Source organism: Streptomyces aurantiaciflavus, from assembly GCF_049808595.1.
In the GTDB taxonomy this organism is placed as follows: domain Bacteria; phylum Actinomycetota; class Actinomycetes; order Streptomycetales; family Streptomycetaceae; genus Streptomyces.
The window spans coordinates 58,151-83,886 of sequence record NZ_JBNCAQ010000015.1 but is presented as its reverse complement, the minus strand read 5'-3'; the positions used below and the strand labels follow the sequence as shown (position 1 = coordinate 83,886).

Below are 25,736 nucleotides of genomic sequence, written 5' to 3'. Positions count from 1 at the left end.
CGGTCCGCCGGTGGCGTGTAGCCTCGTTGCACGCCACCTCCTGATGCCGTACCGGCAGGCACGTGGGCCAGGGTGTGGCGCTGAGATGCCAGCGACACTCGTGGGGAAGCCGTGCGTGATTACCTGCTGACGCTCTGTGTCACAGCTGCGGTGACATACCTGCTGACCGGACCGGTGCGGAAGTTCGCGATCGTGGCCGGGGCCATGCCGGCGATCCGCGCCCGTGACGTGCATCGGGAACCCACGCCGAGACTCGGCGGTATCGCCATGTTCCTCGGACTGTGCGCCGGCCTCGTCGTGGCGGATCACCTCCCCAATCTGAGCTTTGTTTTCGAGCGGTCCAACGAACCCCGTGCGCTGATTTCCGGCGCGGCTCTGATCTGGCTCATCGGTGTGCTCGACGACAAGTTCGAGATCGATGCCCTGATCAAACTCGGCGGCCAGATGATTGCCGCGGGCGCCATGGTTCTGCAGGGCCTGACGATTCTCTGGCTGCCCATTCCGGGTGTCGGAACGGTGTCGCTGACGCAGTGGCAGGGGACCCTGCTCACCGTGGCGCTCGTCGTCATCACCATCAACGCCGTCAATTTCGTGGACGGTCTGGACGGCCTGGCCGCGGGCATGGTGTGCATCGCCTCAGCGGCGTTCTTCCTCTACGCCTATCGCCTCTGGTACGGATACGGAGCGGACGCGGCGGCGCCGGCCACGCTTTTCGGCGCCCTGCTCATGGGAATGTGCCTCGGATTCCTTCCGCACAACATCCACCCGGCCCGCATCTTCATGGGCGACTCGGGCTCGATGCTGATCGGGTTCGTTCTCGCCGCCAGCGCGGTTTCCATCACCGGGCAACTGGACGTCGAGGCGCTCAACGAAGGTCTCGGCGGTGCGCGGAACGCCACACACGCGATGCTCCCCGTCTTCATCCCGCTGTTGATGCCCTTCACGATCATCGCCATTCCGATCGCCGACCTGGTGCTCGCGATCGTGCGCCGCACCTGGCGCGGTCAGTCGCCGTTCGCCGCCGACCGGGGCCATCTGCACCACCGCCTGCTGGAGATCGGGCATTCGCACAGCCGGGCCGTCCTGATCATGTACTTCTGGTCGGCGCTCATCGCGTTCGGCATGCTCACCTACTCCGTGCACTCGGCGTCCATGTGGGTCCTGCTCGGCATCGTCGGCCTCAGCGCGGTCGGCCTGGGGCTGCTCCTGCTGCCCCGCTTCACACCGCGGGCCCCGCGCTGGGCGGAGCGCTTCGTGCCGCCCCGGTACCGGCGCCGCCGGGTCACCGTCCCCCCGGTGCCCGTGGAGACGGTTCCCGAGTGGACGCCTTCCCTGAACGGCGCGACGGCGATCGGCGGCCGGGCACGGGAGACGGAGCAGCGGCCCGCACGCGCCGGGCGCTGAGGCGTGACGTCGTCTCCGCAAGGGGACTCGCCTCCGCGAGGGGCGTCGCCCGGGTAAGGGGGCGTCGTCCGCGCAAGGGGCAAGGTAAGAATCTGACGAGAGCATTGCCAAGTCGTGGGGAAGTCACAGGGCCTCAAAGCGCCCAATACCAGACAAGTCGGCGCTGTTTCTGCACAGACGCGCACTGTCACTCTCATGTGTGACAGCAAGCACACCCATCAGGTAAAGACCTCATCAAATAGTTTGTGATACGGTTCACGAGAACCCGGGATAGAGCCGAAGGACCGTAGTGCGACGGTCCATGGGTGGGAGGTCCTCACTCCCCTCGGACCGGGACTACGCTCGTCCATGACGACACCCTGCCCCCCTTTGAAAGCGGAGTTGCCGCCATGCCGTCCAACGACGTCCGGATCCTGGCCCAGGCCGCCGTGCCCACGGCTGCCGTCGGCGTGATTGCCGCCGTCGTCAGCGGTGTGGTCGCCGGTGGCAAGGGAGCGATCGGAGCCGTCGTCGCGACGGTGGTGGTCATCCTCTTCATGGGGCTCGGCCTCTACGTCCTGCAGCGCACCGCCAAATCGCTTCCGCAGCTCTTCCAGGCCATGGGCCTGATGCTCTACGCGGCGCAGATCCTGCTGCTGTTCATCTTCATGGCCGCCTTCAAGAACACCACGCTGTTCAATCCCCGGGCCTTCGCGATCTCGCTCGTCGCCGGCACCCTCGCCTGGATCGCCGCGCAGACGCGCGCCCACATGAAGGCCAAGGTCCTTTACGTCGAACCCGACTCGACTGCCTCCTCTGCGGGCGACAAGCCCGAAAAGACGGGGCACTCGTCGTGAGGGGTAGGGCCGGGATAAAGACGCCTGAGAGATCCTGCTATCGTCCGGTGCCAACTGCGGCATCGCTGGCGCGGGCATCCGAGCTGACGCCTGCTCACGCGCGAGGCGAGATGCCCCCACGCCGCCCCCACATCCGTAACACCAGTCCCGTGCCGAAACGCGGCCGTACGCCGCGCCGACACAACGAGGTTGCCGTACCTATGCGCCACGACGAAGGAGCCCGCGGTGAGTGCTGACCCGACGCAGGTGCTCGCCTTCGAGACCGACTGCCACCTGTTCGACGGTTGTGGCTTCCCGGCTCCGGGCCTGCACTCGTTCCTGTTCGAGCCGATCTTCGGCGACGCGGACGGCAACTCGTACTTCAACAAGACGATGCTGCTGGCGCTGCTCGGCTCGATCATCATCGTCGGTTTCTTCTGGGCCGCCTTCGCCCGCCCGAAGGTGGTTCCCGGCAAGCTCCAGATGGTCGCCGAGGCCGGCTACGACTTCATCCGGCGCGGTGTGGTCTACGAGACCATCGGCAAGAAGGAAGGCGAGAAGTACGTCCCGCTCGTCGTCTCGCTCTTCTTCTTCGTGTGGATGATGAACCTCTGGTCGATCATCCCGGTCGCCCAGTTCCCGGTCACCGCGATCATCTCGTACCCCGCGGTCCTCGCCGGCATCGTCTACATCCTGTGGGTCTCGCTGACGTTCAAGCGCCAGGGCTTCGTCGGCGCCTGGAAGAACTTCACCGGCTACGACAAGTCCCTCGGCGGGGTCCTGCCGCTGTCGATGACGATCGAGCTGTTCTCGAACCTCCTCGTGCGGCCCTTCACCCACGCCGTCCGACTCTTCGCGAACATGTTCGCCGGTCACACCCTCCTGCTGCTCTTCACGATCGCCAGCTGGTACATGCTGAACGGCATCGGTATCGCCTACTCCGCCGTCTCGTTCGTGATGGTCATCGTGATGACGGCCTTCGAGCTCTTCATCCAGGCGGTGCAGGCGTACGTCTTCGTCCTGCTGACCTGCAGCTTCATCCAGGGCGCGCTCGCCGAGCACCACTGAGCCAGCCCGACCCCCATCCAGACATCCGGTGGCCAACCCCCACCGGTCATTGAAAGAGAAGGAATAACCGGCATGTCCGCTCTCTCGCAGGCCACCCTCGCCGCCACCGAAATCAAGGGCAACCTCGGCTCGATCGGTTACGGTCTCGCCGCGATCGGCCCGGGCGTCGGCGTCGGCATCATCTTCGGTAACGGCACCCAGGCGCTCGCCCGCCAGCCCGAGGCGGCCGGCCTGATCCGTGCCAACCAGATCCTCGGCTTCGCCTTCTGTGAGGCGCTCGCCCTGATCGGTCTGGTCATGCCGTTCGTTTACCCGACCTCCTGACCTGATCCGTCGGACTGCCCCTTTCGACGAAAGGCACTGATATGAGCCCCCTGGTTCTGATGGCGGCTGAGGAGGCCGAAAACCCCCTCATCCCGCCGATTCCGGAGCTCGTGATCGGCCTGATCGCCTTCGTCATCGTCTTCGGCTTCCTTGCCAAGAAGCTCCTCCCGAACATCAACAAGGTTCTGGAAGAGCGTCGCGAGGCCATCGAGGGCGGTATCGAGAAGGCGGAGGCCGCTCAGACCGAGGCACAGAGCGTTCTCGAGCAGTACAAGGCTCAGCTCGCCGAGGCCCGCCACGAGGCCGCGCGCCTGCGCCAGGAGGCTCAGGAGCAGGGCGCCGCGCTCATCGCCGAGATGCGCGCGGAAGGCCAGCGGCAGCGTGAGGAGATCGTCGCCGCCGGTCACGCCCAGATCGAGGCCGACCGCAAGGCCGCCTCGTCCGCGCTGCGTCAGGACGTCGGCAAGCTCGCCACCGAACTGGCCGGCAAGCTCGTCGGTGAGTCCCTCGAGGACCACGCCCGGCAGAGCCGCGTCATCGACCGCTTCCTCGACGAGCTCGAGGAGAAGGCCGAGGCCGCGCGATGATCGGAGCGAGCCGCGAGGCCCTGGCAGCCGCACGCGAGCGTCTCGACGCGCTGACGGACTCCACGTCCGTGGACGCGACGCAGCTCGCCGCCGAGCTGGCGGCCGTCACCGCGCTGCTCGACCGCGAGGTGTCGCTGCGTCGGGTCCTCACCGACCCGGCGCAGGCCGGTGAGGCCAAGGCCGGGCTGGCCCAGCGCCTGCTCGGCGGCCAGATCAGCGGCACCACCGCCGACCTGGTGGCCGGCATGGTGCGCTCCCGCTGGTCGCAGTCCCGCGACCTGGTGGACGCGCTGGAGGAGTTGGCCACCATCGCCGACCTCACCGCCGCGCAGCAGGCCGGCACGCTGGACGACGTCGAGGACGAGCTGTTCCGCTTCGGGCGGATCGTCTCCTCGAACACCGAGCTGCGCGCCGCACTGACGAACCGGAAGGCCACCGTCTCGGCCAAGGGCGAGCTGCTGCGCAGCCTGCTCGGCGGCCGGGCCGACGCGGCCACCGAGCGTCTGGTGACGCGCCTTGTGACCGCGCCGCGGGGACGTAGCCTGGAGACGGGACTCGAGTCCCTGTCCAAGCTCGCCGCCGACCGCCGGGACCGCGTCGTGGCCGTCGTCACGTCCGCGGTGCCGCTGACCGACGGGCAGAAGCAGCGTCTGGGCGCCGCCCTGGCGAAGCTCTACGGCCGTCAGATGCACCTCAACCTCGACGTGGACCCCGAGGTCCTCGGCGGGATCCGGGTGCAGGTCGGCGACGAGGTGATCAACGGCTCCCTCGCGGACCGCATCGAGGACGCCGCCCGCCGCATGGCGAGCTAGCAGCAACTGAACACGCAGTAGTGCTTACGGCCCTGGTTGGGCCGTGCAGAGGATTCCTGGGGGTCGCCCCCAGACCCCCAAAGAAACTTCGGGCCCAACAAGGAGAGCAGGGAACCCAGATGGCGGAGCTCACGATCCGGCCGGAGGAGATCCGGGACGCGCTGGAGAACTTCGTCCAGTCGTACAAGCCGGACGCGGCCTCGCGCGAGGAGGTCGGTACGGTCACCCTTGCCGGCGACGGCATCGCGAAGGTCGAGGGCCTGCCCTCGGCCATGGCCAACGAACTGCTGAAGTTCGAGGACGGCACCCTCGGCCTCGCCCTCAACCTCGAGGAGCGCGAGATCGGTGCCATCGTCCTCGGTGAGTTCAGCGGCATCGAGGAGGGTCAGCCGGTCACCCGTACCGGTGAGGTCCTCTCCGTCGCGGTGGGCGAGGGCTACCTCGGCCGCGTCGTCGACCCGCTCGGCAACCCGATCGACGGCCTCGGTGAGATCGAGACGTCCGGCCGCCGCGCCCTCGAGCTGCAGGCCCCCACGGTCATGCAGCGCAAGTCGGTGCACGAGCCGATGGAGACCGGCTACAAGGCCGTCGACGCGATGACCCCGATCGGCCGTGGTCAGCGTCAGCTGATCATCGGTGACCGCCAGACCGGCAAGACCGCCCTGGCCGTCGACACGATCATCAACCAGCGCGACAACTGGCGCTCGGGCGACCCCAAGAAGCAGGTCCGCTGCATCTACGTCGCCATCGGCCAGAAGGGCTCGACCATCGCGTCGGTCCGCCGCGCGCTGGAGGAGAACGGCGCGCTGGAGTACACGACCATCGTCGCCGCCCCGGCGTCCGACCCGGCCGGCTTCAAGTACCTGGCGCCGTACACCGGTTCGGCCATCGGTCAGCAGTGGATGTACGAGGGCAAGCACGTCCTGATCATCTTCGACGACCTGTCGAAGCAGGCCGACGCCTACCGCGCCGTGTCGCTGCTGCTGCGCCGCCCGCCGGGCCGCGAGGCCTACCCCGGTGACGTCTTCTACCTGCACTCCCGTCTGCTGGAGCGCTGCGCGAAGCTCTCCGACGACATGGGTGCCGGCTCGATGACCGGTCTGCCGATCGTCGAGACCAAGGCCAACGACGTCTCGGCGTTCATCCCGACCAACGTCATCTCCATCACCGACGGCCAGTGCTTCCTGGAGTCGGACCTGTTCAACGCCGGTCAGCGTCCCGCGCTGAACGTCGGTATCTCCGTCTCCCGAGTCGGTGGTTCCGCGCAGCACAAGGCGATGCGCCAGGTCTCCGGCCGTCTGCGCGTCGACCTCGCCCAGTTCCGTGAGCTGGAGGCGTTCGCCGCCTTCGGTTCCGACCTGGACGCCGCGTCGAAGGCGCAGCTGGAGCGTGGTTCGCGCATGGTCGAGCTGCTGAAGCAGGCGCAGTACCAGCCGATGGCCACCGAGGACCAGGTCGTCTCCATCTGGGCCGGCACCAACGGCAAGATGGACGAGGTTCCGGTCGCCGACATCCGCCGCTTCGAGAAGGAGCTCCTGGAGTACCTGCACCGCAAGGAGCAGGGCCTCATGACCTCCATCAAGGAGGGCGCGAAGATGTCGGACGACACCATCCAGGCGATCGACGACGCCGTCGCGGAGTTCAAGAAGCAGTTCGAGACCTCGGACGGCAAGCTGCTCGGCGAAGAAGCGCCCGTCAACGTCTCCAAGTGACGTAAGGAAGGGACCTGACTCATGGGAGCCCAGCTCCGGGTCTACAAGCGTCGCATCCGATCCGTCACCGCGACCAAGAAGATCACGAAGGCGATGGAGATGATCGCCGCCTCGCGCGTCGTCAAGGCGCAGCGCAAGGTGGCGGCCTCCACGCCGTACGCGACCGAGCTCACCCGCGCGGTCACGGCGGTCGGTACCGGTTCCAACACCAAGCACCCGCTGACCACGCAGGCCGAGACGGTCACGCGGTCCGCGGTGCTGCTCCTGACGAGCGACCGCGGTCTGGCCGGTGCCTTCAACTCCAACGCCATCAAGGCCGCGGAGCAGCTGACGGCGCGCCTCGAGGCCGAGGGCAAGCAGGTCGACACGTACATCGTCGGCCGGCGCGGTGTCGCCCACTACAACTTCCGTGAGCGCAAGATCGCGGAGTCGTGGACGGGCTTCACCGACGAGCCGACGTACGCGGACGCCAAGAAGGTCGCGGCCCCGCTGATCGAGGCGATCGAGAAGGAAACGGCCGAGGGCGGCGTGGACGAGATCCACATCGTCTTCACCGAGTTCGTCTCGATGATGACGCAGACGGCGCTCGACGACCGTCTGCTGCCGCTCAGCCTCGACGAGGTGGCCAAGGAGTCGAAGCCGGCGGGCGAGATCCTCCCGCTGTACGACTTCGAGCCCTCGGCGGAGGACGTCCTCGACGCCCTGCTGCCGCGCTACGTGGAGAGCCGTGTCTACAACGCGCTCCTCCAGTCGGCGGCCTCGAAGCACGCCGCCACGCGGCGCGCGATGAAGTCGGCCACCGACAACGCCGGAGAGCTCATCGAGAGCCTCTCCCGGCTTGCCAACGCGGCCCGCCAGGCCGAAATCACCCAGGAAATCAGCGAGATCGTCGGTGGCGCGAGCGCCCTGGCCGACGCGACCGCGGGGAGTGACCGCTAATGACCACCACTGTTGAGACCGCGACGGCCACGGGCCGCGTCGCCCGGGTCATCGGCCCGGTCGTCGACGTGGAGTTCCCCGTCGACGCGATGCCGGAGATCTACAACGCCCTGCACGTCGAGGTCTCCGACCCGGCGAACGCCGGCGAGAAGAAGATCCTGACCCTGGAGGTCGCCCAGCACCTGGGTGACGGCCTGGTCCGCACCATCTCCATGCAGCCCACCGACGGTCTGGTCCGCCAGGCCGCGGTCACCGACACCGGCACGGGCATCACCGTCCCGGTCGGCGACTTCACCAAGGGCAAGGTGTTCAACACCCTCGGTGAGGTGCTGAACGTCGACGAGACCTACGACGGCGAGCGCTGGTCCATCCACCGCAAGGCCCCGAACTTCGACGAGCTCGAGTCGAAGACCGAGATGTTCGAGACCGGCGTCAAGGTCATCGACCTGCTGACCCCGTACGTCAAGGGCGGCAAGATCGGTCTGTTCGGCGGTGCCGGCGTCGGCAAGACGGTGCTCATCCAGGAGATGATCTACCGCGTCGCCAACAACCACGACGGTGTCTCCGTGTTCGCCGGTGTCGGTGAGCGCACCCGTGAGGGCAACGACCTCATCGAGGAGATGTCGGACTCGGGCGTCATCGACAAGACCGCGCTGGTCTTCGGTCAGATGGACGAGCCCCCGGGCACCCGTCTGCGCGTCGCGCTGGCCGGCCTCACCATGGCCGAGTACTTCCGTGACGTCCAGAAGCAGGACGTGCTGTTCTTCATCGACAACATCTTCCGCTTCACCCAGGCGGGCTCCGAGGTGTCGACCCTGCTCGGCCGTATGCCCTCCGCGGTGGGTTACCAGCCGAACCTGGCCGACGAGATGGGTCTCCTCCAGGAGCGCATCACCTCGACCCGTGGTCACTCGATCACCTCGATGCAGGCGATCTACGTCCCCGCGGACGACCTGACCGACCCGGCCCCGGCCACCACCTTCGCCCACCTCGACGCGACGACGGTTCTCTCCCGTCCGATCTCCGAGAAGGGCATCTACCCGGCCGTGGACCCGCTGGACTCCACGTCCCGCATCCTGGACCCGCGCTACATCGCGCAGGACCACTACGACGCCGCCATGCGTGTCAAGACGATCCTGCAGAAGTACAAGGACCTCCAGGACATCATCGCGATCCTCGGTATCGACGAGCTCGGCGAGGAGGACAAGCTCGTCGTCCACCGTGCCCGTCGCGTGGAGCGCTTCCTGTCCCAGAACACCCACGTCGCCAAGCAGTTCACCGGCGTCGACGGGTCGGACGTCCCGCTGGACGAGTCGATCGCGGCCTTCAACGCGATCTGCGACGGCGAGTACGACCACTTCCCGGAGCAGGCGTTCTTCATGTGCGGTGGCCTCGAGGACCTCAAGGCCAACGCCAAGGAGCTGGGCGTCTCCTGAGCTCTGAGCTCTGCGTGAGCCCGGTGCTCACACCGGAGGGGGCGGGTTCGTCCCGCCCCCTCTGTCACGCCTACTGCTGCATCCCCTGGGGCCGTGTCGTGTGCGGCTGCCGCCGCGCGGCCCCACACCCCCAGCAGAGTCCTGGGGCCGGGCCCCGACGCCCAGGTGCTCGGAGCCCTACTAGACTTATACGCAACACCCGGCGCGAGAAGCCGGGTGGTGACCCGAGGAGCCACCTTGGCTGCTGAGCTGCACGTCGCGCTGGTCGCGGCCGACCGAGAGGTCTGGTCCGGCGAGGCCACCCTGGTCGTCGCGCGCACCACGTCCGGCGACATCGGCGTCATGCCCGGTCACCAGCCGCTGCTCGGTGTGCTGGAGTCGGGCCCGGTGACCATCCGTACGAGTGATGGTGGGACGGTCGTCGCCGCGGTGCACGGCGGTTTCATCTCGTTCGCGGACAACAAGCTGTCGCTGCTGGCCGAGATCGCCGAGCTCTCCGACGAGATCGACGTCCAGCGCGCGGAGCGGGAGCTGGAGCGCGCGAAGGCGGAAGGCGACGCCGTCGCCGAGCGCCGCGCGGACGTACGACTGCGTGCGGGGGCCACGCGGTGCCCGGGCGCGGAGCTGTATGACGTCACTCAGCCGCGGCCGGCACCGGGAGTCTTCCGGTGCCGGCCGCGGCTGAGGCAGATATGGATGTTTTTTCCGTTCCGTTACCTGTATTGAAGGTACCTAGGAGACGAGGAGGTCGGTGTCGATGGTCCTCGCTCTGACTGTGTGCGGAATCGTCGTGGCCCTGGTGGTGCTGGGCCTGTTCGTCTTCGGCCTGCGCCGCAGACTCATCCAGCGCTCCGGCGGCACCTTCGACTGTTCCCTGCGCTGGGACGTCCCCGAGAAACCGGACGCCAGCGGCAAGGGCTGGAGCTACGGTGTCGCCCGCTACAACGGCGACCGCATCGAGTGGTACCGGGTCTTCTCCTACGCCTACCGCCCGCGCCGCATCCTGGAGCGCGCCTCCATCGAGGTGGCCGGCCGCCGTCTTCCCGAGGGCGAGGAGGAGCTGGCGCTCCTGTCCGACGCGGTGGTCCTCGCCTGCACCCACCGGGGCACGCGTCTCGAACTCGCCATGAGCGAAGACGCGCTCACCGGTTTCCTCGCGTGGCTGGAGGCAGCCCCGCCCGGCCAGCGGGTGAATGTGGCGTAGCCGGATTCACCCGCTGGGTGGGGGTCCCCCGGACGAAGTCTGGGGGAGCGTCATTGTGGCCCAGGGGACTTTTTCACGGTCCCGTGAGCTCTGCTACTTCACGGTCCCGTGAGCTCTGCTACGACAGCCCGCTGTTGATCGCGCTCACCAGCTCTCCGTTGCCGGTGTCGCCGCTGAACTCCCAGAAGAACGCGCCGCCCAGGCCCTGGTTCCTGGCCCAGCTCATCTTCCCGGCGATCGTCGACGGGGTGTCGTACGACCACCAGTTGGTGCCGCAGTGGGCGTACGCGGTGCCGGCGACGGTGCCGGTGGCGGGGCAGGTGTTCTTCAGGACCTTGTAGTCCTCGATGCCCGCCTCGTAGGTGCCGGGTGCCGCGCCGGTCGCCGTGCCGCCGGGGGCGGACTGGGTGACGCCGGTCCAGCCGCGGCCGTAGAAGCCGATGCCGAGCAGGAGCTTGGCGGAGGGGACGCCCTTGGCCTTCAGCTTCGCGATGGCGTCGGCGGAGTTGAAGCCGGCGGCCGGGATGCCGGAGTACGAGGTCAGCGGCGAGTGCGGAGCGGTCGGGCCGTCCGCGTCGAAGGCGCCGAAGTAGTCGTACGTCATCACGTTGTACCAGTCGAGGTACTGGGCGGCGCCGCCGTAGTCGGCCACGTCGAGCTTGCCGCCGGAGGAGCCGTCCCCGGTGATGGCCGCGGTGACGAGGTAGTTGGAGCCGAAGGCCGACCGCAGGGCCGACATCAGGTTCCGGAAGGCTGCCGGGCCGGAGGTGTCGCAGGTCAGACCGCAGGCGTTCGGGTACTCCCAGTCGATGTCGATGCCGTCGAAGACATCGGCCCAGCGCGGGTCCTCGACGACCGCCTTGCAGGAGGCGGCGAAGGCGGACGGGTTGGCCGCGGCCTGCGCGAAGCCGCCGGAGTAGGTCCAGCCGCCGAAGGAGTACAGCACCTTGATGTGCGGGTACTTCGCCTTCAGCTGGCGCAGCTGGTTGAAGTTGCCGCGCAACGGCTGGTCCCAGGTGTCGGCGGTGCCGCTGACGGACTGGTCGGCGGTGTAGGCCTTGTCGTAGGCGGCGTAGGTGTCGTCGACGACGCACTGGCCGTTCCTGACGTTGCCGAACGCGTAGTTGATGTGGGTGATCTTCGCCGCGGAGCCCGAGGTCACCAGGTTCCTGACGTGGTAGTTGCGACCGTAGACGCCCCACTCGGTGAAGTAGCCGAGCTTGACCTTGTTGCCGGTGGGCGGGGGCTCGGTGGTGCCGCCCGTGGTGCGCACGGCGCGCGCTCCGCTGACCGGGCCGGTCTGGTCGGCGGTGTCACGGGCCTGGACGGTGTAGGAGTAGTCGGTGCCGGCGGTCAGGCCGGTGTCGGTGTACGAGGTGGTCGTCACCGTGGCGACCTTGGCGCCGCCGCGCAGGACGTCGTAGTTCTTGACGCCCTTGTCGTCGGTGGCCGCGCTCCAGGTCAGCTTCACCGAGCTGTTGGTGATGTCGGAGGCGGTGGGGGTGCCCGGGGCGGAGGGGGCCGCGTCGCCGGGGACGGAGGTGCCGTCGCAGCCGCCGCCGTTGAGCCTGCAGTTGGACGGGGAGCCGGAGCCGGTGCCGTTGAAGCCGAAGGAGACGGAGGCGCCGGGGGCGAGGGTGCCGTTCCAGGACTTGTTCTTCGCGGTCCAGTGGGTGCCGGAGGAGGTGACGTCGGCGTCCCAGGCGGAGGTGACGGCGGTGCCGGAGGGGAAGTCCCACTCGACGGTCCAGGAGGTGAGGGTGGTGGTGCCGGTGTTCTTCACCGTCCACTTGCCCTCGAAGCCGGTGCCCCAGTCCTGGGGCTTGGTGTAGGTGGCGGTCGCCGATGTCGCGGCCTGGGCGGAGCTCGCGAGACCGACGAGACCCGCCAGGGGGAGCAACAGGGTCGCGAAGCCTGCCGCAACTCTGTGTCTGAAGCGCATCCTGCGCCTCCTTGTGGGGAGTTGGGGGGCGTGACTGAGCCTTCACACCCACGGTGCCGCGAGAATAGAAAGGTCTGGACCACGGGTCAATGGGTCTGGACCAGTGGGCGACTCCGCGTTGCTTCCCGGTACTAGATCCCCAACTCCTGGGCCAGCACGGCGGCTTGTACGCGGCTGCGCAGCTCCAGCTTGCCGAGGAGACGGCTGACGTGCGTCTTCACGGTCGCCTCCGCCATGTCGAGGCGCTCCGCGATCCCCGCGTTGGACAGCCCCTCGCCGAGACACGCGAGAACCTCGCGCTCGCGCCGGGTCAGCGACTCCAGAACCGCCGGGTCGGCCTTCGGCTCCCGTACCGGACGGGCCGCGAACTCCGCGATGAGACGGCGGGTGACGGCCGGGGCGACGATGCCCTCGCCGCGCGCCACGGTCCGCACCGCCGCGAGGAGGTCCTTGGCCTCGGCGTCCTTCAGCAGGAACCCGGCGGCCCCGGCACGCAGCGCCCCGAACACGTACTCGTCGAGGTCGAAGGTGGTCAGCACGAGGACGTCCGCGAGCCCCTCGTCGACCACCTTCCGGGTCGCCGACACCCCGTCCAGGCGCGGCATCTGCACGTCCATCAGCACCAGGTCCGGGCGCAGTTCCCGGGCGAGGGCCACCGCCTGCTCACCGTCCGCCGCCTCGCCGGCCACCTCGATGTCGGGTGCGCTGCGCAGGATCAGGACCAGTCCGGCGCGGACGGCGGACTGGTCCTCGGCGACCAGGACGCGGATCATGCGGAGTCTCCTTCCGGGACGGGGAGGGTGGCGCGTACGGTCCACCGGGCGCCCTCCGGCCCGGCGGTGAACGTACCGCCCAGCAGCGCCGCCCGCTCCCGCATCCCGACGAGTCCGGCGCCCGAGCCGGGGGCGCGCGGGCCGTCCCGGTCGCCGTAGGGGCTGGTCACCTCGACGGTGAGGGAGCCGTCCTTCCCCCACTGCCCTGCGGGCGTGGGAGGCGCCCCCATGGCCAGGCGCACGGTGACACGGCCGGGGCAGGCGTGCTTGAGGGCGTTGGTGAGGGACTCCTGGACGATCCGGTAGGCGGCCAGCGCGACCGGGGCGGGCACCTCGGCGTGGTCGGCGCGCAGGGTGACGTCGAGGCCGTTGGCGCGGGCGCCCTCGACCAGGGCGGCCAGGCCGTCGAGGGTGGGGGCGGCGGCCGGCTCGTGGTCGCCGCTGCCGTCCCGCAGGATCCCGATCAGCCGCCGCATCTCGGCCAGCCCCTCCACGCTGTTCTCCCGGATGACCGACAGGGCCTCCTTCGAGGTGTCCGGGTCGTCGAGGGAGAGCGCGGCCGTGGAGTGGATCGCGATCGCGGACAGGTGGTTGGCGACCATGTCGTGCAACTCCCGGGCCATCCGGGCGCGTTCGGCGACGACCGCCTGCGTGCGGTCCATCTCGGCGAGCAGCGCGGTCTGTTCGGCGCGCAGCCGCGCGGCGACGGCGGCGTCCCGGTGGTCGCGCACGATCCAGCCGGTGGCCGCGGGCCCGAACGCCACGACGCCGATGACCACCCCGATCAGCAGCGCCTGCGGCTCCCGCCACACCGCGAACGGCACCAGTGTCCCGGCCACCGTGAGCAGCCCGGTGATCCAGGGAATGCGACGGGCCGAGGCGGGCGGGCCGTACAGGACGGCCGCGTACATCAGATCGGTGAACATCAGCAGCGTGACCACGCTGCCCTGGGTGAGGGTGTCCACGGTCAGCGCCACCGTGCCGATCAGCAGGACCGGGCGCGGGGCGGCCCGGCGCAGCACCTCGCAGCCCGCCATCAGGGTGAGCGGCACCAGGATCGGCCAGCGGCCGTCGAGGAGCACGATCGGCTCGTCGGCGGGCCGGGTCCCGAGCCCGATGCCCCACAGCAGCAGCCCGCCGAGCAGCCCGCCGGCCGCGACGACGACGTCGAAGCGGTGCGGGCGGGGGAGTCGAACGGCCATGTACCCATCCAACACGGCCCGCGCCGCGGCCGCCTGCTCCGGGAGAACGGTCCCCGACTGCATCTTTCGATGTACCGCGAGTTCGTCACCGGCGACGACGAACCCGGCGGTCGTGGACGCGAGCCTGGAACGGTGAGCGAGAGGAGCGAACCGTGATCGTCTGGTTGGTCGTCGCCTGCGAGGTCGGCTTCTGGGTGCTGCTGGCGCTGGGCCTGGCCGTCCGCTACCTGCTGAAGTGGCGCCGTACGAGTGTCGTGCTGCTGCTCTGTGAGCCGGTGCTGGAACTGGTCCTGTTCGTGGCGACGGCCGTGGACCTGAAGAACGGTGCCGAACCCGGCTGGGAGCACGGTCTGGCGGCGCTGTACATCGGCTACACCGTGGCCTACGGCCACTACACCATCCGCTGGCTCGACGGCCACGCCGCCCACCGCCTGGCCGGCGGCCCGCCCCCGCCGAAGCCCCCGCGGCACGGCATGGCCCGCGCCCGGCACGAGGGCCGGCTGTGGCTGCGCACGGTCCTGGCGGCGGCCGTGGCGTGCGGACTTCTGCAGGCGGCGGTCTGGTACGTCGGTGACTCCGGCGACATCTCCTCCCTGCGGAGCTTCCAGTGGGCGGCGCTCCGGGCCGCCGGTATTCACGGGCTGATCGCGCTCTCCTATGCGATCTGGCCGAAAAAGGGTTCCGCTGCCCCCGACAGGGCGGAGGAATCAGCAGCCCATGAACAGGCCTCCCGCTAGTTAACGGAATGTCAAATTCCGGCAAACGTCCTGCATACTCCTCCTCCCGGCGATCTTGTCCGGGGTTCAACAGGGAGGGAGACGACGTTGTCGTCGTACATACGGACCCAGCGAAGACCGCGCTGGAGTGGTCGGAAACGAGCCACGGCGGCCATGCTGGTGCTGGCTCTGACCGGTGGCTTCGCCGCGGTGGTCGAGCAGGGGGCGCAGGCGGACACCGGCACGGAACCGGCACCGGCCGCGCTGCCGGCACGGGACCTCGGCCCCGCCGAGGCCGCCGACGAGTCCGAGGCGCGGCTCCTCGCCCAGACGCAGGGCCGCCGGATCGAGATCCTCTCGGAGCGCACCGCGACCGGCGGCCTCTGGGCCAACCCGGACGGCACGCTCACCGCGGAGGCGTTCCCCGCCCCGGTCCGGGTGAAGGAGAACGGGACCTGGCATCCCATCGACACCACACTGTCCGACACCGGCGCCAGCCTCACCCCCGAGACGACCGCCACCGACGTCGACGTCTCGGACGGCGGTGACACCAAGCTCGCCACCGTGACCCACGGGAGCCGGTCCTTCGGGCTCGGCTGGCAGAAGCCGCTGCCCGCCCCGGACATCGAGGGCGACACCGCCTCGTACGAGGTGGGACAGGCAGAGACCCTCACCGTCACCGCGCTGCCCGACGGCTTCTCCCAGAACGTCGTCCTGGCCGAGGCGCCCGCCGAACAGGTCACCTACCGCATACCGGTGCGCACCGCCGGACTGCGCCTGTCCCAGGCCGAGTCCGGCCACCTGCTGCTGAAGGACACCGCCGGCCGGCTCGTCGCCGAGGCGCCCGCGCCGATGATGTGGGACTCCAGCCGCGACCCGGCCTCGGGCGAACCGGAACGGCAACTGCCCGTCGGCACCGAGATCGAGGAGGACGCGGACGGCGGCCAGACCCTGGTCCTCACCCCGGACCCGGAGTTCCTCAGGACCGCCGACTATCCCGTCACCGTCGACCCGACGTCCACCCTCGCCGCGAGCACCGACACCTGGGTCGCCACCAACTACCCCGACTCGCAGGTCTCCTCGACCGAGCTGAAGTCCGGCACGTACGACGGCGGCACCACCAAGGCCCGCTCGTACCTGAAGTTCGACGTGTCGGACCTGGCCGGCAAGCACATCGTCGACACCAACCTGGCCCTCTACTCGACCTGGTCCTCCTCCTGCTCCACCGCGGGCTCCGGCACCCAGATCCGGCGTGTCACCTCCGCCTGGACCTCGTCGGCCGTCACCTGGGGCGAGCAGCCCTCGACCACCACCACCGGCGCGGTGACCTCCACGGTCGCCAAGGGCTACTCCAGCGACTGCCCGGCCGGCACCGTGAACTTCGACGTCGACGCCATCGTCCAGGCCTGGGCCGACGGCGAGGACAACAACGGTGTCCAGGTCCGCGGCGTCGACGAGACCGACTCGCTGACCTGGCGGCGCTACCGCTCGGCCAACTACGTCTCCGGCGAGGACGCGGACACCGAGCCGCACCTCAGCGTCACCTACGACGCCTACCCGAGCACCGCCGCCCCGTTCCTGCCGCTCAGCGGTACCGCGACGGCCGACGCCACGCCCACGCTGCGGGCCCGCGCCACCGACGCCGACCTCGACGAGCTGCGCTACACCTTCGAGGTCTGGGACGCCGACCTGGCCACCCGCCGGACCACCGGCACCACGGCCTACCTGTCCCCGGCCTCCATCGCGAGCTGGGCCTCGCCGACCCTGCCCTCGGGCGTGTACAAGTGGCGGGCCAGGGCCTACGACGGCGCCAACTGGTCCAAGGCATGGTCGAGCTGGCGCACCCTCACCGTCGACCCGACCGCGCCCGGCGAGCCGGCGATCGCCAGCACCACCCACGCGTCCCCGGACTCCTGGTACGGCGCCAACGACTTCACCGGCACCCTGAGCGCGAGCGACACCAGCGCCATCACCGGATACGCCGTCAAGATCGACCAGAGTCCGCTGACCCCCGCGGGCACCGAGGTCACCCAGACCTCCACCACCGTCTCGGCGGCCGACCGCGCCGACGGCACCTGGTACGTGCACGCCGCCGCCCGCAACGCGGCCGGACTGTGGTCCGCCACCCGGCACTTCACGTTCCACGTGGACACGACGCTGCCCGGCGCCCCCGCCGTCACCTCCTCCACCCACCCGCTGGCCTCCGCCGTCTACGCGAGCCGCACCGCCGACTTCTCCTGGACCCCGCCCACCGACAACTCCGGCGTCGCCGGATACGCGGTGAGCGTCGACCAGAGCGCGAGCACCGTGCCCGCCACCACCGGCACCGTCCAGACGGGCACCACGTTCCGCGCGGCCGTCGCCTCCGACGGCACCTGGTACCTCCACGTCCGCGCCAAGGACAAGGCCGGCAACTGGTCGGCGACCGCCGCCCACTTCGCGTTCCAGGTCGACGCCGGCCTGGCGCTGCGGCCCACGATCACCTCGACCAGCCACCCCGACCAGTCCGGCGCCTACCGGAGCACCGCCTTCTCGGCCGCCTGGCAGACCGCCGGTACCGCCGCCGGATACAGCTACACGGTCGACGCCTCCGCCACCACCGTCCCCGACACCGTCACCGACGGCTCGACGGCCGCGTACTCCGTCACCAAGGGCGAGGGCACCTGGTACCTGCACGTCCGCGCGGTCGACTCGGCCGGGACCTGGGGGCCCGCCGCGCACTACCGCTTCACCGTCGACACCGTGGCCCCCGCGGCCCCCGGCGTCAGCTCACCGGACTTCCCCGGTGACGGCTGGGCCGGCGACGCGGGTGACACCGGCGCCTTCAAGCTGACGTCCGGCGACGCCGGGCTGAGCTCCCTGCGCTACCGGCTCGACGACGGTGCCGAGACCACCGTCGCCGCCGCCGGAGCCGCCACCACCGTGCAGGTGACCGTCCCGGACGAGGGCAGCCACCACCTCACCGTGGTCGCCGTCGACAAGGCGGGCAACGCCTCCGCGGCCACCGCGTACACCTTCCACGTCGGCACCGCCGGCCTCGTCTCCCCGCTGCCCGGCGAGGACGCCGGCCACCAGGTGCCGCTGGCCGTCGCCGGCCCCGCCGACCTGACCGGCGCCACCGTCCAGTACCGCCGGGCGGACACCGAGGCCTGGACCGACATCCCGGCCGCGCAGGTGACCAACGCCTCCGGTACGGCCGTGACCTGGCCCGTCGCCGTCAGCGGCGGCACGCTGTCCGGCCTGGTCTGGGACACCGGCGCGCTCGCCGCCGACGGGGACCTCCAGCTGCGGGTCCGCTTCGAGGGCGACGACAGCCCGGCCCCCTCCGAGCCGGTCGGGGTCGTCCTCAACCGGGTCGACGTGCTCACCCAGCCGGTCGCCCTCGACGCCCTCGCCGAGCCGGACACCGCCGAGTCCTACGCCCTGGAGGCCGCCGAGGAACGCGCCGAGGCAGCCCCGGACGCCTTCGCGCCGCCGTACCTCGACGACGACAGCGGCAAGATCGTCGCGCCGGTCGCCGACAGCGCCGCGAAGACCGACGCCACCGCCGCCATCACGCTCACCGACATCCCCGTGGACCAGGGCAGCGACGACGGCAGCGCCGCGGGCGACCCGGACACCGACGTGACCGCCCCGACCGGCGAGGACGGCGTGGCCGACCCGGTGGCCACCCAGGACACGACGATCACCCCCGTGACCGAGGAGGTCGAGCACAGCCAGGCCGAACTGCAGTCCATCACCGACGAGGTGCTGCTGCTGACCGACGAGGAGGTGCCCGGCGCCTCACAGTTGGTCACGGCCGCCGTCGACGCGGAGAACAACCGTGTCGTCGTCGAGGTCCCGGCGGGCAACGACGCCGTCGCCGACGCCCTGGGCAAGCGCTACGGCAGCGACACCGTCGCGGTCCGCGTCGCCCCCGAGGTGGCGGCCCTGCGCAACTCGGCCGGCCGCTACAGTGACGCCACCCCCTACAAGGGCGGCGCGGCCTACGAGCCGGTGCGGGTCTACTCCAACGGCACCACCAGCAACGGCATCCGGTGCACCACCGCGTTCCCCTGGACCCACCAGGGCAAGCCGTACATGCTCAGCGCGGGCCACTGCACCACCGGCAACGGCTACATGGACGGCTGGAACCCGGACGTCACCTTCGCCTTCGTCGCGTACGACAACTGGAACAACAGCAAGGGATCGGTGAAGGTGGCCGGCAAGTCGTACTACTCGGGCGACCTGGTGACCGGCGAGGTGCTGGACAACAAGTACAACGTCTCGGCGCGCATCTACAAGGGCGGTCCCAGCGGCACCTCCACCCGCCGCATCCAGGACCGCTGGACCACGCGCTCCAAGGTGGGCCAGAAGTTCTGCTCCGGCGGCTCGACCACCGGCGAGGTCTGCAACTGGAAGGTCACCAGCGGCAAGCTGACCATCGAGTACAGCGACGGCACGATCATCAAGAACGCCACCCGCGCCAAGAAGAACTCCGGGACCTGCGACTACCCCGGTGACTCCGGCGGGCCCGTCTACACCGTCCTCAGCAACGGCCACATCTACGCCAAGGGCGTCATCTCCGGCGGCATGTGCGCCGGCTGGGGCATCGGCTCCGACGGCAACGACGACGGCTGGAACGACGACAAGGACTGCTCCGACGCCACCGACTACGACTGCGAGATCATCTTCACCGACATCAAGCTGGCCGAGGACGCGCTGCCCGGACTGGTGAAGAAGTGGTGAACAGGGCCGTGCGGTGGGCCGGCGCCGCCGTCGCGGCCCTGGGGACCCTGACCGCGTGCGGCGGGCCCGCGAAACCGTGCGAACTGCTCGACCTCGTCCCGCAGGTGGCCGTCACCTGGCAGGCCGACGCGCTGCCCTACGGCCCGGACGCCACCTACCGGTTGTGCGTCGCGGACCACTGCGCGAGCGGGGCGCCGGCGGTGTACGGCGACGTGGTCCGGGCCCGGGTGCACCTGCCCGAGGGCTTCGACGAACGAAAGCCGAAGGTGACCCTGACGCTCTCCGGCGGCCCGGGAGCGAAGAAGCTGGAGGCCTCCCGCACGATCACCCTCCGGCAGACCGAGGAGGGCTGCGACCAGGCCCTGACCGGTTCGCTGCGGCTCACCGCCGACGGTGAGCTGAAGGAAGCCGGCTGAGCCGTGCCGGGCGGGGTCACCGCACCCCGCCCGGCACCCACGGCCGTGGGCGAGCCTCCTCAGCGTTCCCCGCCGGGAACCCACAGGACATCGCCCACGGCCTTGTTGGCCGTCCGGGCCAGGATGAACAGCAGGTCCGACAGCCGGTTGAGATAGGTCGCGGTCAGCGGGTTCATCACCTCGCCGTGGACCTCCAGGGCGGCCCACGTGGAGCGTTCGGCGCGACGGACCACCGTGCAGGCCTGGTGCAGCAGGGCCGCGCCGGGGGTGCCGCCGGGCAGGATGAAGGAGCGCAGCTTCTCCAGCTCCGCGTTGAAGCGGTCGCAGTCGGCCTCCAGCCTGTCGACGTAGAACTGCTCCACCCGCAGCGGCGGGAACTCCGGGTTCTCCACCACCGGGGTCGACAGGTCCGCGCCCACGTCGAACAGGTCGTTCTGCACGCGGGTGAGCACCTTGACGATCTCCTCGTCGAGCCCGCCCAGCGCGATCGCCGTACCGATGACCGCGTTCGCCTCGTTCGCGTCCGCGTACGCGGCGATCCGCAGGTCGGTCTTGGCGACCCGGCTCATGTCGCCGAGGGCCGTGGTGCCCTGGTCGCCGGTCCTGGTGTAGATGCGTGTCAGATTGACCATGCGGCCAATCTAGACCGTCCTTCCGGATCCGTTCCGTTCCCTTCGTCACCGCTGGTCAGTGCGGGGCCAATCGGTGTGAATCGGGCAGGAATTGACGACGTGACCGGCGTCTCACGCCCTGAGACGTGAGACGCGTTACTTACCGGTCACACAGCGCCCTCACGCCCGCTAGTGTCCGGCCGAGAGCCGTGGGGAGGGCAGCCGATGCGCCGGATGGCTGATGCCGGTGAGATCGGATGCGCGAGCGGGCAGGGCTTCTCCAAGCACCCGGAACCGCACAGGCCCCACAGGTCTCACCCCTGCGGGTGAATTCAGTATCGGTTCGCTCACAGACGGCAACCTCTGAGCGCTTCACGCAGTCAGAGGAGGCAACACCGGACATCACACCGCGGAGCACGAGACGCACGCTTAGGGGAGCGCTATGTACATCAGGGGCGACCACGTCGAGCTGGTCGTCGGGGGCCGCCTCGACGTCCGCAGCGCGGCGGACGCCCGTACGGTCCTGCACACGGCGGTGGACGACGGCGTCGGCGACCTGGTGCTCGACCTGTCCGAACTCGACTCCTGGGACGCCACCGGACTCGGCGTCATCATGGGCGTCCACCGCCGGGCCGGCCGCTGCGGCCGCCGCCTGGTCCTGCGCGGGGTACCGCCCCAGATGCAGCGCCTGCTGGTGGCCACCCGGCTGCACCGGATCCTCGCCATCGAAGGCGGCATCGGCGTGGAGTCGCTGCCCGGAGTGTGAGACCCGCACACCGGGAGACCCGCGAAGAAACGTGAAGCCGCGCAATCCTGACCGGACCGTGACGTCTCGGGCGGCGCGCCACCCCGGACTGTCGTAGATACTGTGCGAAGGTTTACGGTTCGTCTGCCCGCCGCCCGCAGCCCTCGAGCGGGCACCGGACCAGAAGCGACAGCGCAGTGTGCAGCAAGGCCGGGAGGGGCTACCGCCACACGACGCTTTTGGGGGGCTTGAACCCATGGACCCGAACACCCGGGGACCCGAGGAGTACGGCCACGACGGCCAAGCGCCGCGTCCGCGCCCGTCCAGGGACCCCCTGACGCCCGACTTCGGCCCGCACACGCCGGCCCTCGCGCGCACCGTGCGTCTCGTCAGCGGGGACCACCTCCTCACGGTCAACCCCGTCGACGGCAGCGAGATCGAGCTGTGCCCGCCCACCGAGCGGCCCGAACGGCCCGCCAGGCGCACGCCCGAGGCGCGCGCCGAGGCCGACCGCGCGACCAGGCCTCCCGTACCGGCCGGCCCCGCCCGGCCGACGCAGTCGCTGCTGGGCCGCCAGGACGAGCGGGAGCAGCTGGTGCGTCTGCTCGCCCGTGGCCGCTCCGTCCGCCTCGTCGGCCCCGCCGGCTCCGGCCGCACCAGCCTGCTCGACCTCGTCGCCGAGGACTGCGCCGACCTCGCCCCCGACGGCGTCGTCCGCCTCGTCGGCTACCACCGCACCACGGCCGACCTGCTGCACGACCTCTTCCACACCGTCTACGAGGCCCCCCTCCACCGCCCCGAGGACGACGAACTGCGGGCCCTCGTCGGCGAGATCGGCGCGGTCGTCGTGGTCGACGACCTGGAGTTCGGCGGCGCCGCCCTCGACGAGCTGCTCGACGCCACCCCCGAGTGCGCCTTCCTGTTCGGCGCGGCCCCCGACGTCCCGGCGCCCTCCGCCGACTCCGCCGTCGAGGAGGTCGCCCTGAGCGGCCTCGACCGCGCGGGCGGCGTCGAGGTGATCGAGCGCGCCGTCGGCCGGGTCCTCACCGAGGAGGAGGCCAACTGGGCCGGTGACCTCTGGTTCGAGTCCGAGGGCCTGCCGCTGCGGTTCGTCCAGGCCGGCGCCCTGCTGCTCCAGCGCGACCAGCTACGGGCCACCGCCGGCGCCGTCGACGAGTTCGGCGTCTTCGAGGACGCCCGCCCGCTCGCCTCGCCCCTCGACGCCGGTGCCGGCGAGGCCGAGGAGATACCCCTGCCCTCGCTGGGCGAGGCCGCCGCGCCCGCCCCGCTGCTCGCCGCCCGCCTCAGCGCCTCGGCCCGCGCCACCCTGCGCTTCGCCGTCGCCCTCGGCGGTGAGGTCCCGCACCAGGCCCATCTGCCCGCCCTGGTCGGCGACACCCACGCCGACGCCGCCCTCGGCGAACTCGCGGCCTGCGGGCTCGTCTCCCCGGTCGGCGCCCGCTACCGCCTCGCCGCCGGCGTGCAGACCCAGCTGGAAGCCGCCGGATACGCCGACGACGTCGCCGACCGCGCCCACACCGCCGCCCAGCACTACGCCTGGTGGGCCGGACACCCCTCGGTGACGCCCGAGCGGGTGTCCGCGGAGGCCGACGCGATCCTCGCCGCCCTCGCCGTGACCGTCCCCGCCACCGAGCGACCCGAAGAGGGCGAGGAGGCCACCGCGGTCCAGCTGGCCCGCACCGCCGCGCCCGCCTTCGCCGCCGGGCTGCACTGGAGCGCCTGGGAGCAGACCCTGCACGAGGGCGCCGAGGCCGCCCGCCTCGCCGGGGAGTCCGCCGACCGGGCCTACTTCCACCACGAACTGGGCGTCCTCGCCCTCTGCGCCGGACAGCTCGACCGGGCCCGTTCCGAACTGGAGGCCTCCCTCGGCCTGCGCGGCGCCCTCGCCGACAAGCGGGGCACCGTCGCCGGCCGCCGCGCCCTCGCCCTGGTCGCCGACCGCTCGGGCGACATACCCGGCCTGGTGGCGCTCACGGCCGGCGACGAGGCGCCCGACGTCCGCCACGAGGAGCCGGCGCCACCGCCGCGCGCCATCACGGCCGCCCTCCCGTCGGCGCCGCCCACCGGCCCCACCGTCGTCACCGCCCGGCCCTCCCCGGCACCGGCGCACCGCGGCCGGGGCGGCCTGCGGGGCCTGGCCAAGCGCAACCTCGTGGCGGCCGGCGCGGGCGCCCTGCTCGTCGCCGTGCTCGGCACGGTGGTCACACTCGGCGCGACCTCCAACAACGACGCCACCGACCCCTCCGACCGGGGCGGCGTCACGCCCTCCGCCAGCGCCGGCGCGGACGACGGCAGCCCGGGCGCGGACACCCCTGGCGACGACTCCGGCAACGGGGACACCGGGGTGGCGACCAGCCGGCCGACGGATCCGGGACCGGACGGGACGATGGGGACGTCGGACGATCCGACGCCCACAGAGGAGGCTCGCCCCTCGGACGATCCCAGCGGCACGCAGGGGTCCGGGGGCAGTCGGCCGTCGGGTTCGCCGACGGGGAAGCCGTCCTCGAGCAGCAGCTCCTCGGCATCACCGAGCCCGTCGACGTCGTCCAGCACAGGCACGGGCTCCGGGTCCCCCTCGCCGTCCGCATCCGAATCGCCGAGTCAGCCCCCGAGCGAATCACCCTCCGCGTCGAACTCCGCCAGCGACACCGCCTCCGCCCCGGTCACCACTGAGAGCAGCAGCGCCGGTTCGCCCAGCGCCTCGGGCTCCTCGGTGTCGGCGGCCTCCTCCGACCCGGTGATCTGAGCCGCCACCCCTTTTCCGGCACAACGACGAGGGCCGGGTCCTCCACCGGACCCGGCCCTCGTCGTCGTACCGATTCGTCGTGCCGTCGCTCAGAACAGCCGCAGCTTGTCGTCCTCGATGCCGCGCAGGGCGTCGTAGTCCAGGACCTGGCAGCCGATGCCGCGGTCGGTGGCCAGGACGCGGGCCTGGGGCTTGATCTCCTGGGCGGCGAAGATGCCGCGCACCGGCGCCAGATGGGGGTCTCGGTTCAACAGCTCCAGGTAGCGGGTGAGTTGCTCGACGCCGTCGATCTCACCACGCCGCTTGATCTCCACCGCGACGGTCCGGCCCTCGGCGTCCCGGCAGAGGATGTCGACCGGGCCGATGGCGGTCATGTACTCGCGGCGGATGAGGGTGTAGCCCTCGCCGAGCGTCTCGATGCGGTCGGCGAGCAGTTCCTGGAGGTGTGCTTCCACGCCGTCCTTGATCAGGCCGGGGTCGACGCCGAGTTCGTGCGAGGAGTCGTGGAGGACCTCCTCCATGGTGATGATCAGTTTCTCGCCCGCCTTGTTGACGACGGTCCAGACGCCTTCCTCCTCGCCGGTGCCCTCCTTCAGCGTGCAGGGCGGCGACATCCAGTTGAGGGGCTTGTAGGCCCGGTCGTCGGCGTGGATCGAGACGCTGCCGTCCGCCTTCACCAGGATGAGACGGGGGGCGGAGGGGAGGTGGGCGGTGAGCCGGCCCGCGTAGTCCACGGAGCACCGGGCAATGACGAGACGCATGGTCGGCAACGCTACTCGACGTACCAGGGGCCACGCGATTCGCCCGCCTGCCCTCCGCCCTCACCCTCAACCGAAGCCCTGGGGCCCGCACCTTTTGATCGGGAAAACCTCAGTTCGACAGTGGCCGATAGTGGGCCCAACCTGCCCTCCCTATGTGCCCGTTCTCCTGGTGCGGTCACGGTCCGTTGCCTACCGTAGAGAACGGGAGGTCGCGATGCGTGTACTCAGCGTGCTCGGTGTTCTTGCATGGCGAAATCCCTTTCCCTGTCCGGCAACCCCTGCGCTTCGGGGGTGCGAGAGGAGAACCCATGTCGCTCGACGTCTCACCGGCCCTACTCGAACAGGCCGAGCGAGGCGAGGTCGACGAAGCAGAATTCGTCGACTGCGTCCGGACCTCCCTGCCCTACGCATGGGAGATGATCAGCTCCCTGGTGGTCCAGCTGAAGGTGGACGGCGGACAGTTCGCCGACAACCAGACGCCCCCGCCGGACGAGCAGGCACGCGGGCAGCTGCTGCGAGCGCTGGCGAGTGACGCGATTCGCGGCGCCCTGCAGCGACACTTCGGTGTGCGGCTGGCGTTCCAGAACTGCCACCGGGTGGCGGTGTTCCCGTTGGACACCTCGGTCGACGAGACGCTCACCCGCTTCACCTCGGTCCGCAGTCAGGTGCTGAACCAGTCCCCGGAGTTCCGGGACTGCTGAGGCAGTGAAAGCCTGTTGCTTGCCGCTCCTCATGCGGGAGATGCCAGCGGTACGGGAGCGGCAAGCTCCTCGG

Annotated in this window: 21 protein-coding genes and 1 pseudogene; 17 read left to right on the top strand and 5 right to left on the bottom strand. The window is 70.4% G+C overall.

Features of this window, described 5'->3' with window-relative positions; all coding sequences use genetic code 11:
* Positions 1-111: 111 nt before the first annotated feature.
* From ACPT94_RS19825 to ACPT94_RS19775, 11 genes and pseudogenes are all read left to right on the top strand, one after another.
* A complete protein-coding gene (locus tag ACPT94_RS19825; protein ID WP_360337539.1) occupies positions 112-1,404 on the top strand; it encodes an MraY family glycosyltransferase in 1,293 nt (430 codons plus the stop codon).
* 389 nt (positions 1,405-1,793) lie between these two features.
* On the top strand, positions 1,794-2,240 hold the full coding sequence (locus tag ACPT94_RS19820) for a Cg1360 family ATP-synthase-associated protein (protein WP_360337542.1): 447 nt from the start codon (positions 1,794-1,796) through the stop codon (positions 2,238-2,240).
* A 225-nt stretch (positions 2,241-2,465) separates the two neighbouring features.
* Entirely contained in the window at positions 2,466-3,287 is an 822-nt protein-coding gene (gene atpB / locus ACPT94_RS19815; protein WP_360337545.1) for a F0F1 ATP synthase subunit A, read from the top strand.
* Positions 3,288-3,359: 72 nt separating this feature from the next.
* Positions 3,360-3,611 (top strand): ATP synthase subunit c family protein, encoded by a 252-nt coding sequence (locus ACPT94_RS19810; protein WP_360337548.1) that lies wholly within the window; start codon positions 3,360-3,362, stop codon positions 3,609-3,611.
* Positions 3,612-3,652: 41 nt separating this feature from the next.
* Positions 3,653-4,198: a F0F1 ATP synthase subunit B gene (locus ACPT94_RS19805; RefSeq protein WP_360337551.1), complete on the top strand. Its 546-nt coding sequence runs from the start codon at positions 3,653-3,655 to the stop codon at positions 4,196-4,198.
* Complete coding sequence (locus tag ACPT94_RS19800) at positions 4,195-5,010, top strand: F0F1 ATP synthase subunit delta (protein WP_360337554.1); 816 nt, start codon at positions 4,195-4,197, stop codon at positions 5,008-5,010. The genes ACPT94_RS19805 and ACPT94_RS19800 overlap by 4 nt, the downstream gene beginning before the upstream one ends.
* 119 nt (positions 5,011-5,129) lie before the next feature.
* Positions 5,130-6,722 carry a F0F1 ATP synthase subunit alpha gene (atpA, locus tag ACPT94_RS19795; RefSeq protein ID WP_360337557.1) on the top strand — a complete coding sequence of 531 codons (1,593 nt, stop codon included), beginning with the start codon at positions 5,130-5,132 and terminating at the stop codon, positions 6,720-6,722.
* Between the two features lie 21 nt (positions 6,723-6,743).
* The gene (locus ACPT94_RS19790; protein WP_360337560.1) at positions 6,744-7,661 is read left to right on the top strand and encodes a F0F1 ATP synthase subunit gamma; all 918 of its coding nucleotides are present in this window, start codon (positions 6,744-6,746) and stop codon (positions 7,659-7,661) included.
* Positions 7,661-9,097: a F0F1 ATP synthase subunit beta gene (gene atpD, locus ACPT94_RS19785; RefSeq protein ID WP_360337563.1), complete on the top strand. Its 1,437-nt coding sequence runs from the start codon at positions 7,661-7,663 to the stop codon at positions 9,095-9,097. The genes ACPT94_RS19790 and atpD overlap by 1 nt, the downstream gene beginning before the upstream one ends.
* A gap of 237 nt (positions 9,098-9,334) precedes the next feature.
* Positions 9,335-9,706, top strand: a pseudogene (locus ACPT94_RS19780) (F0F1 ATP synthase subunit epsilon); the annotation flags it as partial.
* Between the two features lie 148 nt (positions 9,707-9,854).
* Positions 9,855-10,301: a DUF2550 domain-containing protein gene (locus ACPT94_RS19775; protein WP_360337569.1), complete on the top strand. Its 447-nt coding sequence runs from the start codon at positions 9,855-9,857 to the stop codon at positions 10,299-10,301.
* 118 nt (positions 10,302-10,419) lie between these two features.
* Here ACPT94_RS19775 and ACPT94_RS19770 read toward each other — a convergent pair whose 3' ends face one another.
* The 3 genes from ACPT94_RS19770 to ACPT94_RS19760 all read right to left on the bottom strand — a co-directional run bounded on the left by ACPT94_RS19770 (position 10,420) and on the right by ACPT94_RS19760 (position 14,218).
* Complete coding sequence (locus ACPT94_RS19770; RefSeq protein WP_425246430.1) at positions 10,420-12,243, bottom strand: glycosyl hydrolase family 18 protein; 1,824 nt, start codon at positions 12,241-12,243, stop codon at positions 10,420-10,422.
* Between the two features lie 131 nt (positions 12,244-12,374).
* Positions 12,375-13,016: a response regulator gene (locus tag ACPT94_RS19765; RefSeq protein WP_360337575.1), complete on the bottom strand. Its 642-nt coding sequence runs from the start codon at positions 13,014-13,016 to the stop codon at positions 12,375-12,377.
* The gene (locus ACPT94_RS19760; protein ID WP_360337578.1) at positions 13,013-14,218 is read right to left on the bottom strand and encodes a sensor histidine kinase; all 1,206 of its coding nucleotides are present in this window, start codon (positions 14,216-14,218) and stop codon (positions 13,013-13,015) included. Before ACPT94_RS19760 ends, ACPT94_RS19765 begins: the two co-directional genes overlap by 4 nt.
* A 152-nt stretch (positions 14,219-14,370) precedes the next feature.
* On the opposite strand from ACPT94_RS19760, the gene ACPT94_RS19755 reads away from it, so the two are divergent.
* The 3 genes from ACPT94_RS19755 (at position 14,371) to ACPT94_RS19745 (ending at position 20,078) form a co-directional block, all read left to right on the top strand.
* Positions 14,371-14,955, top strand: a complete 585-nt coding sequence (locus tag ACPT94_RS19755; RefSeq protein ID WP_360337581.1) for a hypothetical protein — start codon at positions 14,371-14,373, stop codon at positions 14,953-14,955.
* A gap of 153 nt (positions 14,956-15,108) precedes the next feature.
* Positions 15,109-19,662 carry a DNRLRE domain-containing protein gene (locus ACPT94_RS19750; RefSeq protein ID WP_360337584.1) on the top strand — a complete coding sequence of 1,518 codons (4,554 nt, stop codon included), beginning with the start codon at positions 15,109-15,111 and terminating at the stop codon, positions 19,660-19,662.
* The gene (locus tag ACPT94_RS19745) at positions 19,659-20,078 is read left to right on the top strand and encodes a hypothetical protein (protein WP_425246429.1); all 420 of its coding nucleotides are present in this window, start codon (positions 19,659-19,661) and stop codon (positions 20,076-20,078) included. Before ACPT94_RS19750 ends, ACPT94_RS19745 begins: the two co-directional genes overlap by 4 nt.
* 59 nt (positions 20,079-20,137) lie before the next feature.
* Here ACPT94_RS19745 and ACPT94_RS19740 read toward each other — a convergent pair whose 3' ends face one another.
* Entirely contained in the window at positions 20,138-20,710 is a 573-nt protein-coding gene (locus ACPT94_RS19740; RefSeq protein ID WP_360337590.1) for a cob(I)yrinic acid a,c-diamide adenosyltransferase, read from the bottom strand.
* Between the two features lie 421 nt (positions 20,711-21,131).
* Between ACPT94_RS19740 and ACPT94_RS19735 the strand changes: the two genes are divergently transcribed.
* Both ACPT94_RS19735 and ACPT94_RS19730 read left to right on the top strand, forming a co-directional pair.
* Positions 21,132-21,455, top strand: coding sequence for an STAS domain-containing protein (locus ACPT94_RS19735; protein ID WP_360337593.1), 324 nt, complete (start codon positions 21,132-21,134; stop codon positions 21,453-21,455).
* A 235-nt stretch (positions 21,456-21,690) separates the two neighbouring features.
* Positions 21,691-24,201: an ATP-binding protein gene (locus ACPT94_RS19730; RefSeq protein WP_425246428.1), complete on the top strand. Its 2,511-nt coding sequence runs from the start codon at positions 21,691-21,693 to the stop codon at positions 24,199-24,201.
* An 89-nt stretch (positions 24,202-24,290) separates the two neighbouring features.
* Here the strand turns inward: ACPT94_RS19730 and nucS are convergent, their stop codons facing one another.
* Positions 24,291-24,962: an endonuclease NucS gene (gene nucS / locus ACPT94_RS19725; RefSeq protein ID WP_026084867.1), complete on the bottom strand. Its 672-nt coding sequence runs from the start codon at positions 24,960-24,962 to the stop codon at positions 24,291-24,293.
* Between the two features lie 308 nt (positions 24,963-25,270).
* On the opposite strand from nucS, the gene ACPT94_RS19720 reads away from it, so the two are divergent.
* Entirely contained in the window at positions 25,271-25,663 is a 393-nt protein-coding gene (locus ACPT94_RS19720) for an SCO5389 family protein (RefSeq protein WP_360337600.1), read from the top strand.
* Positions 25,664-25,736: the final 73 nt, after the last annotated feature.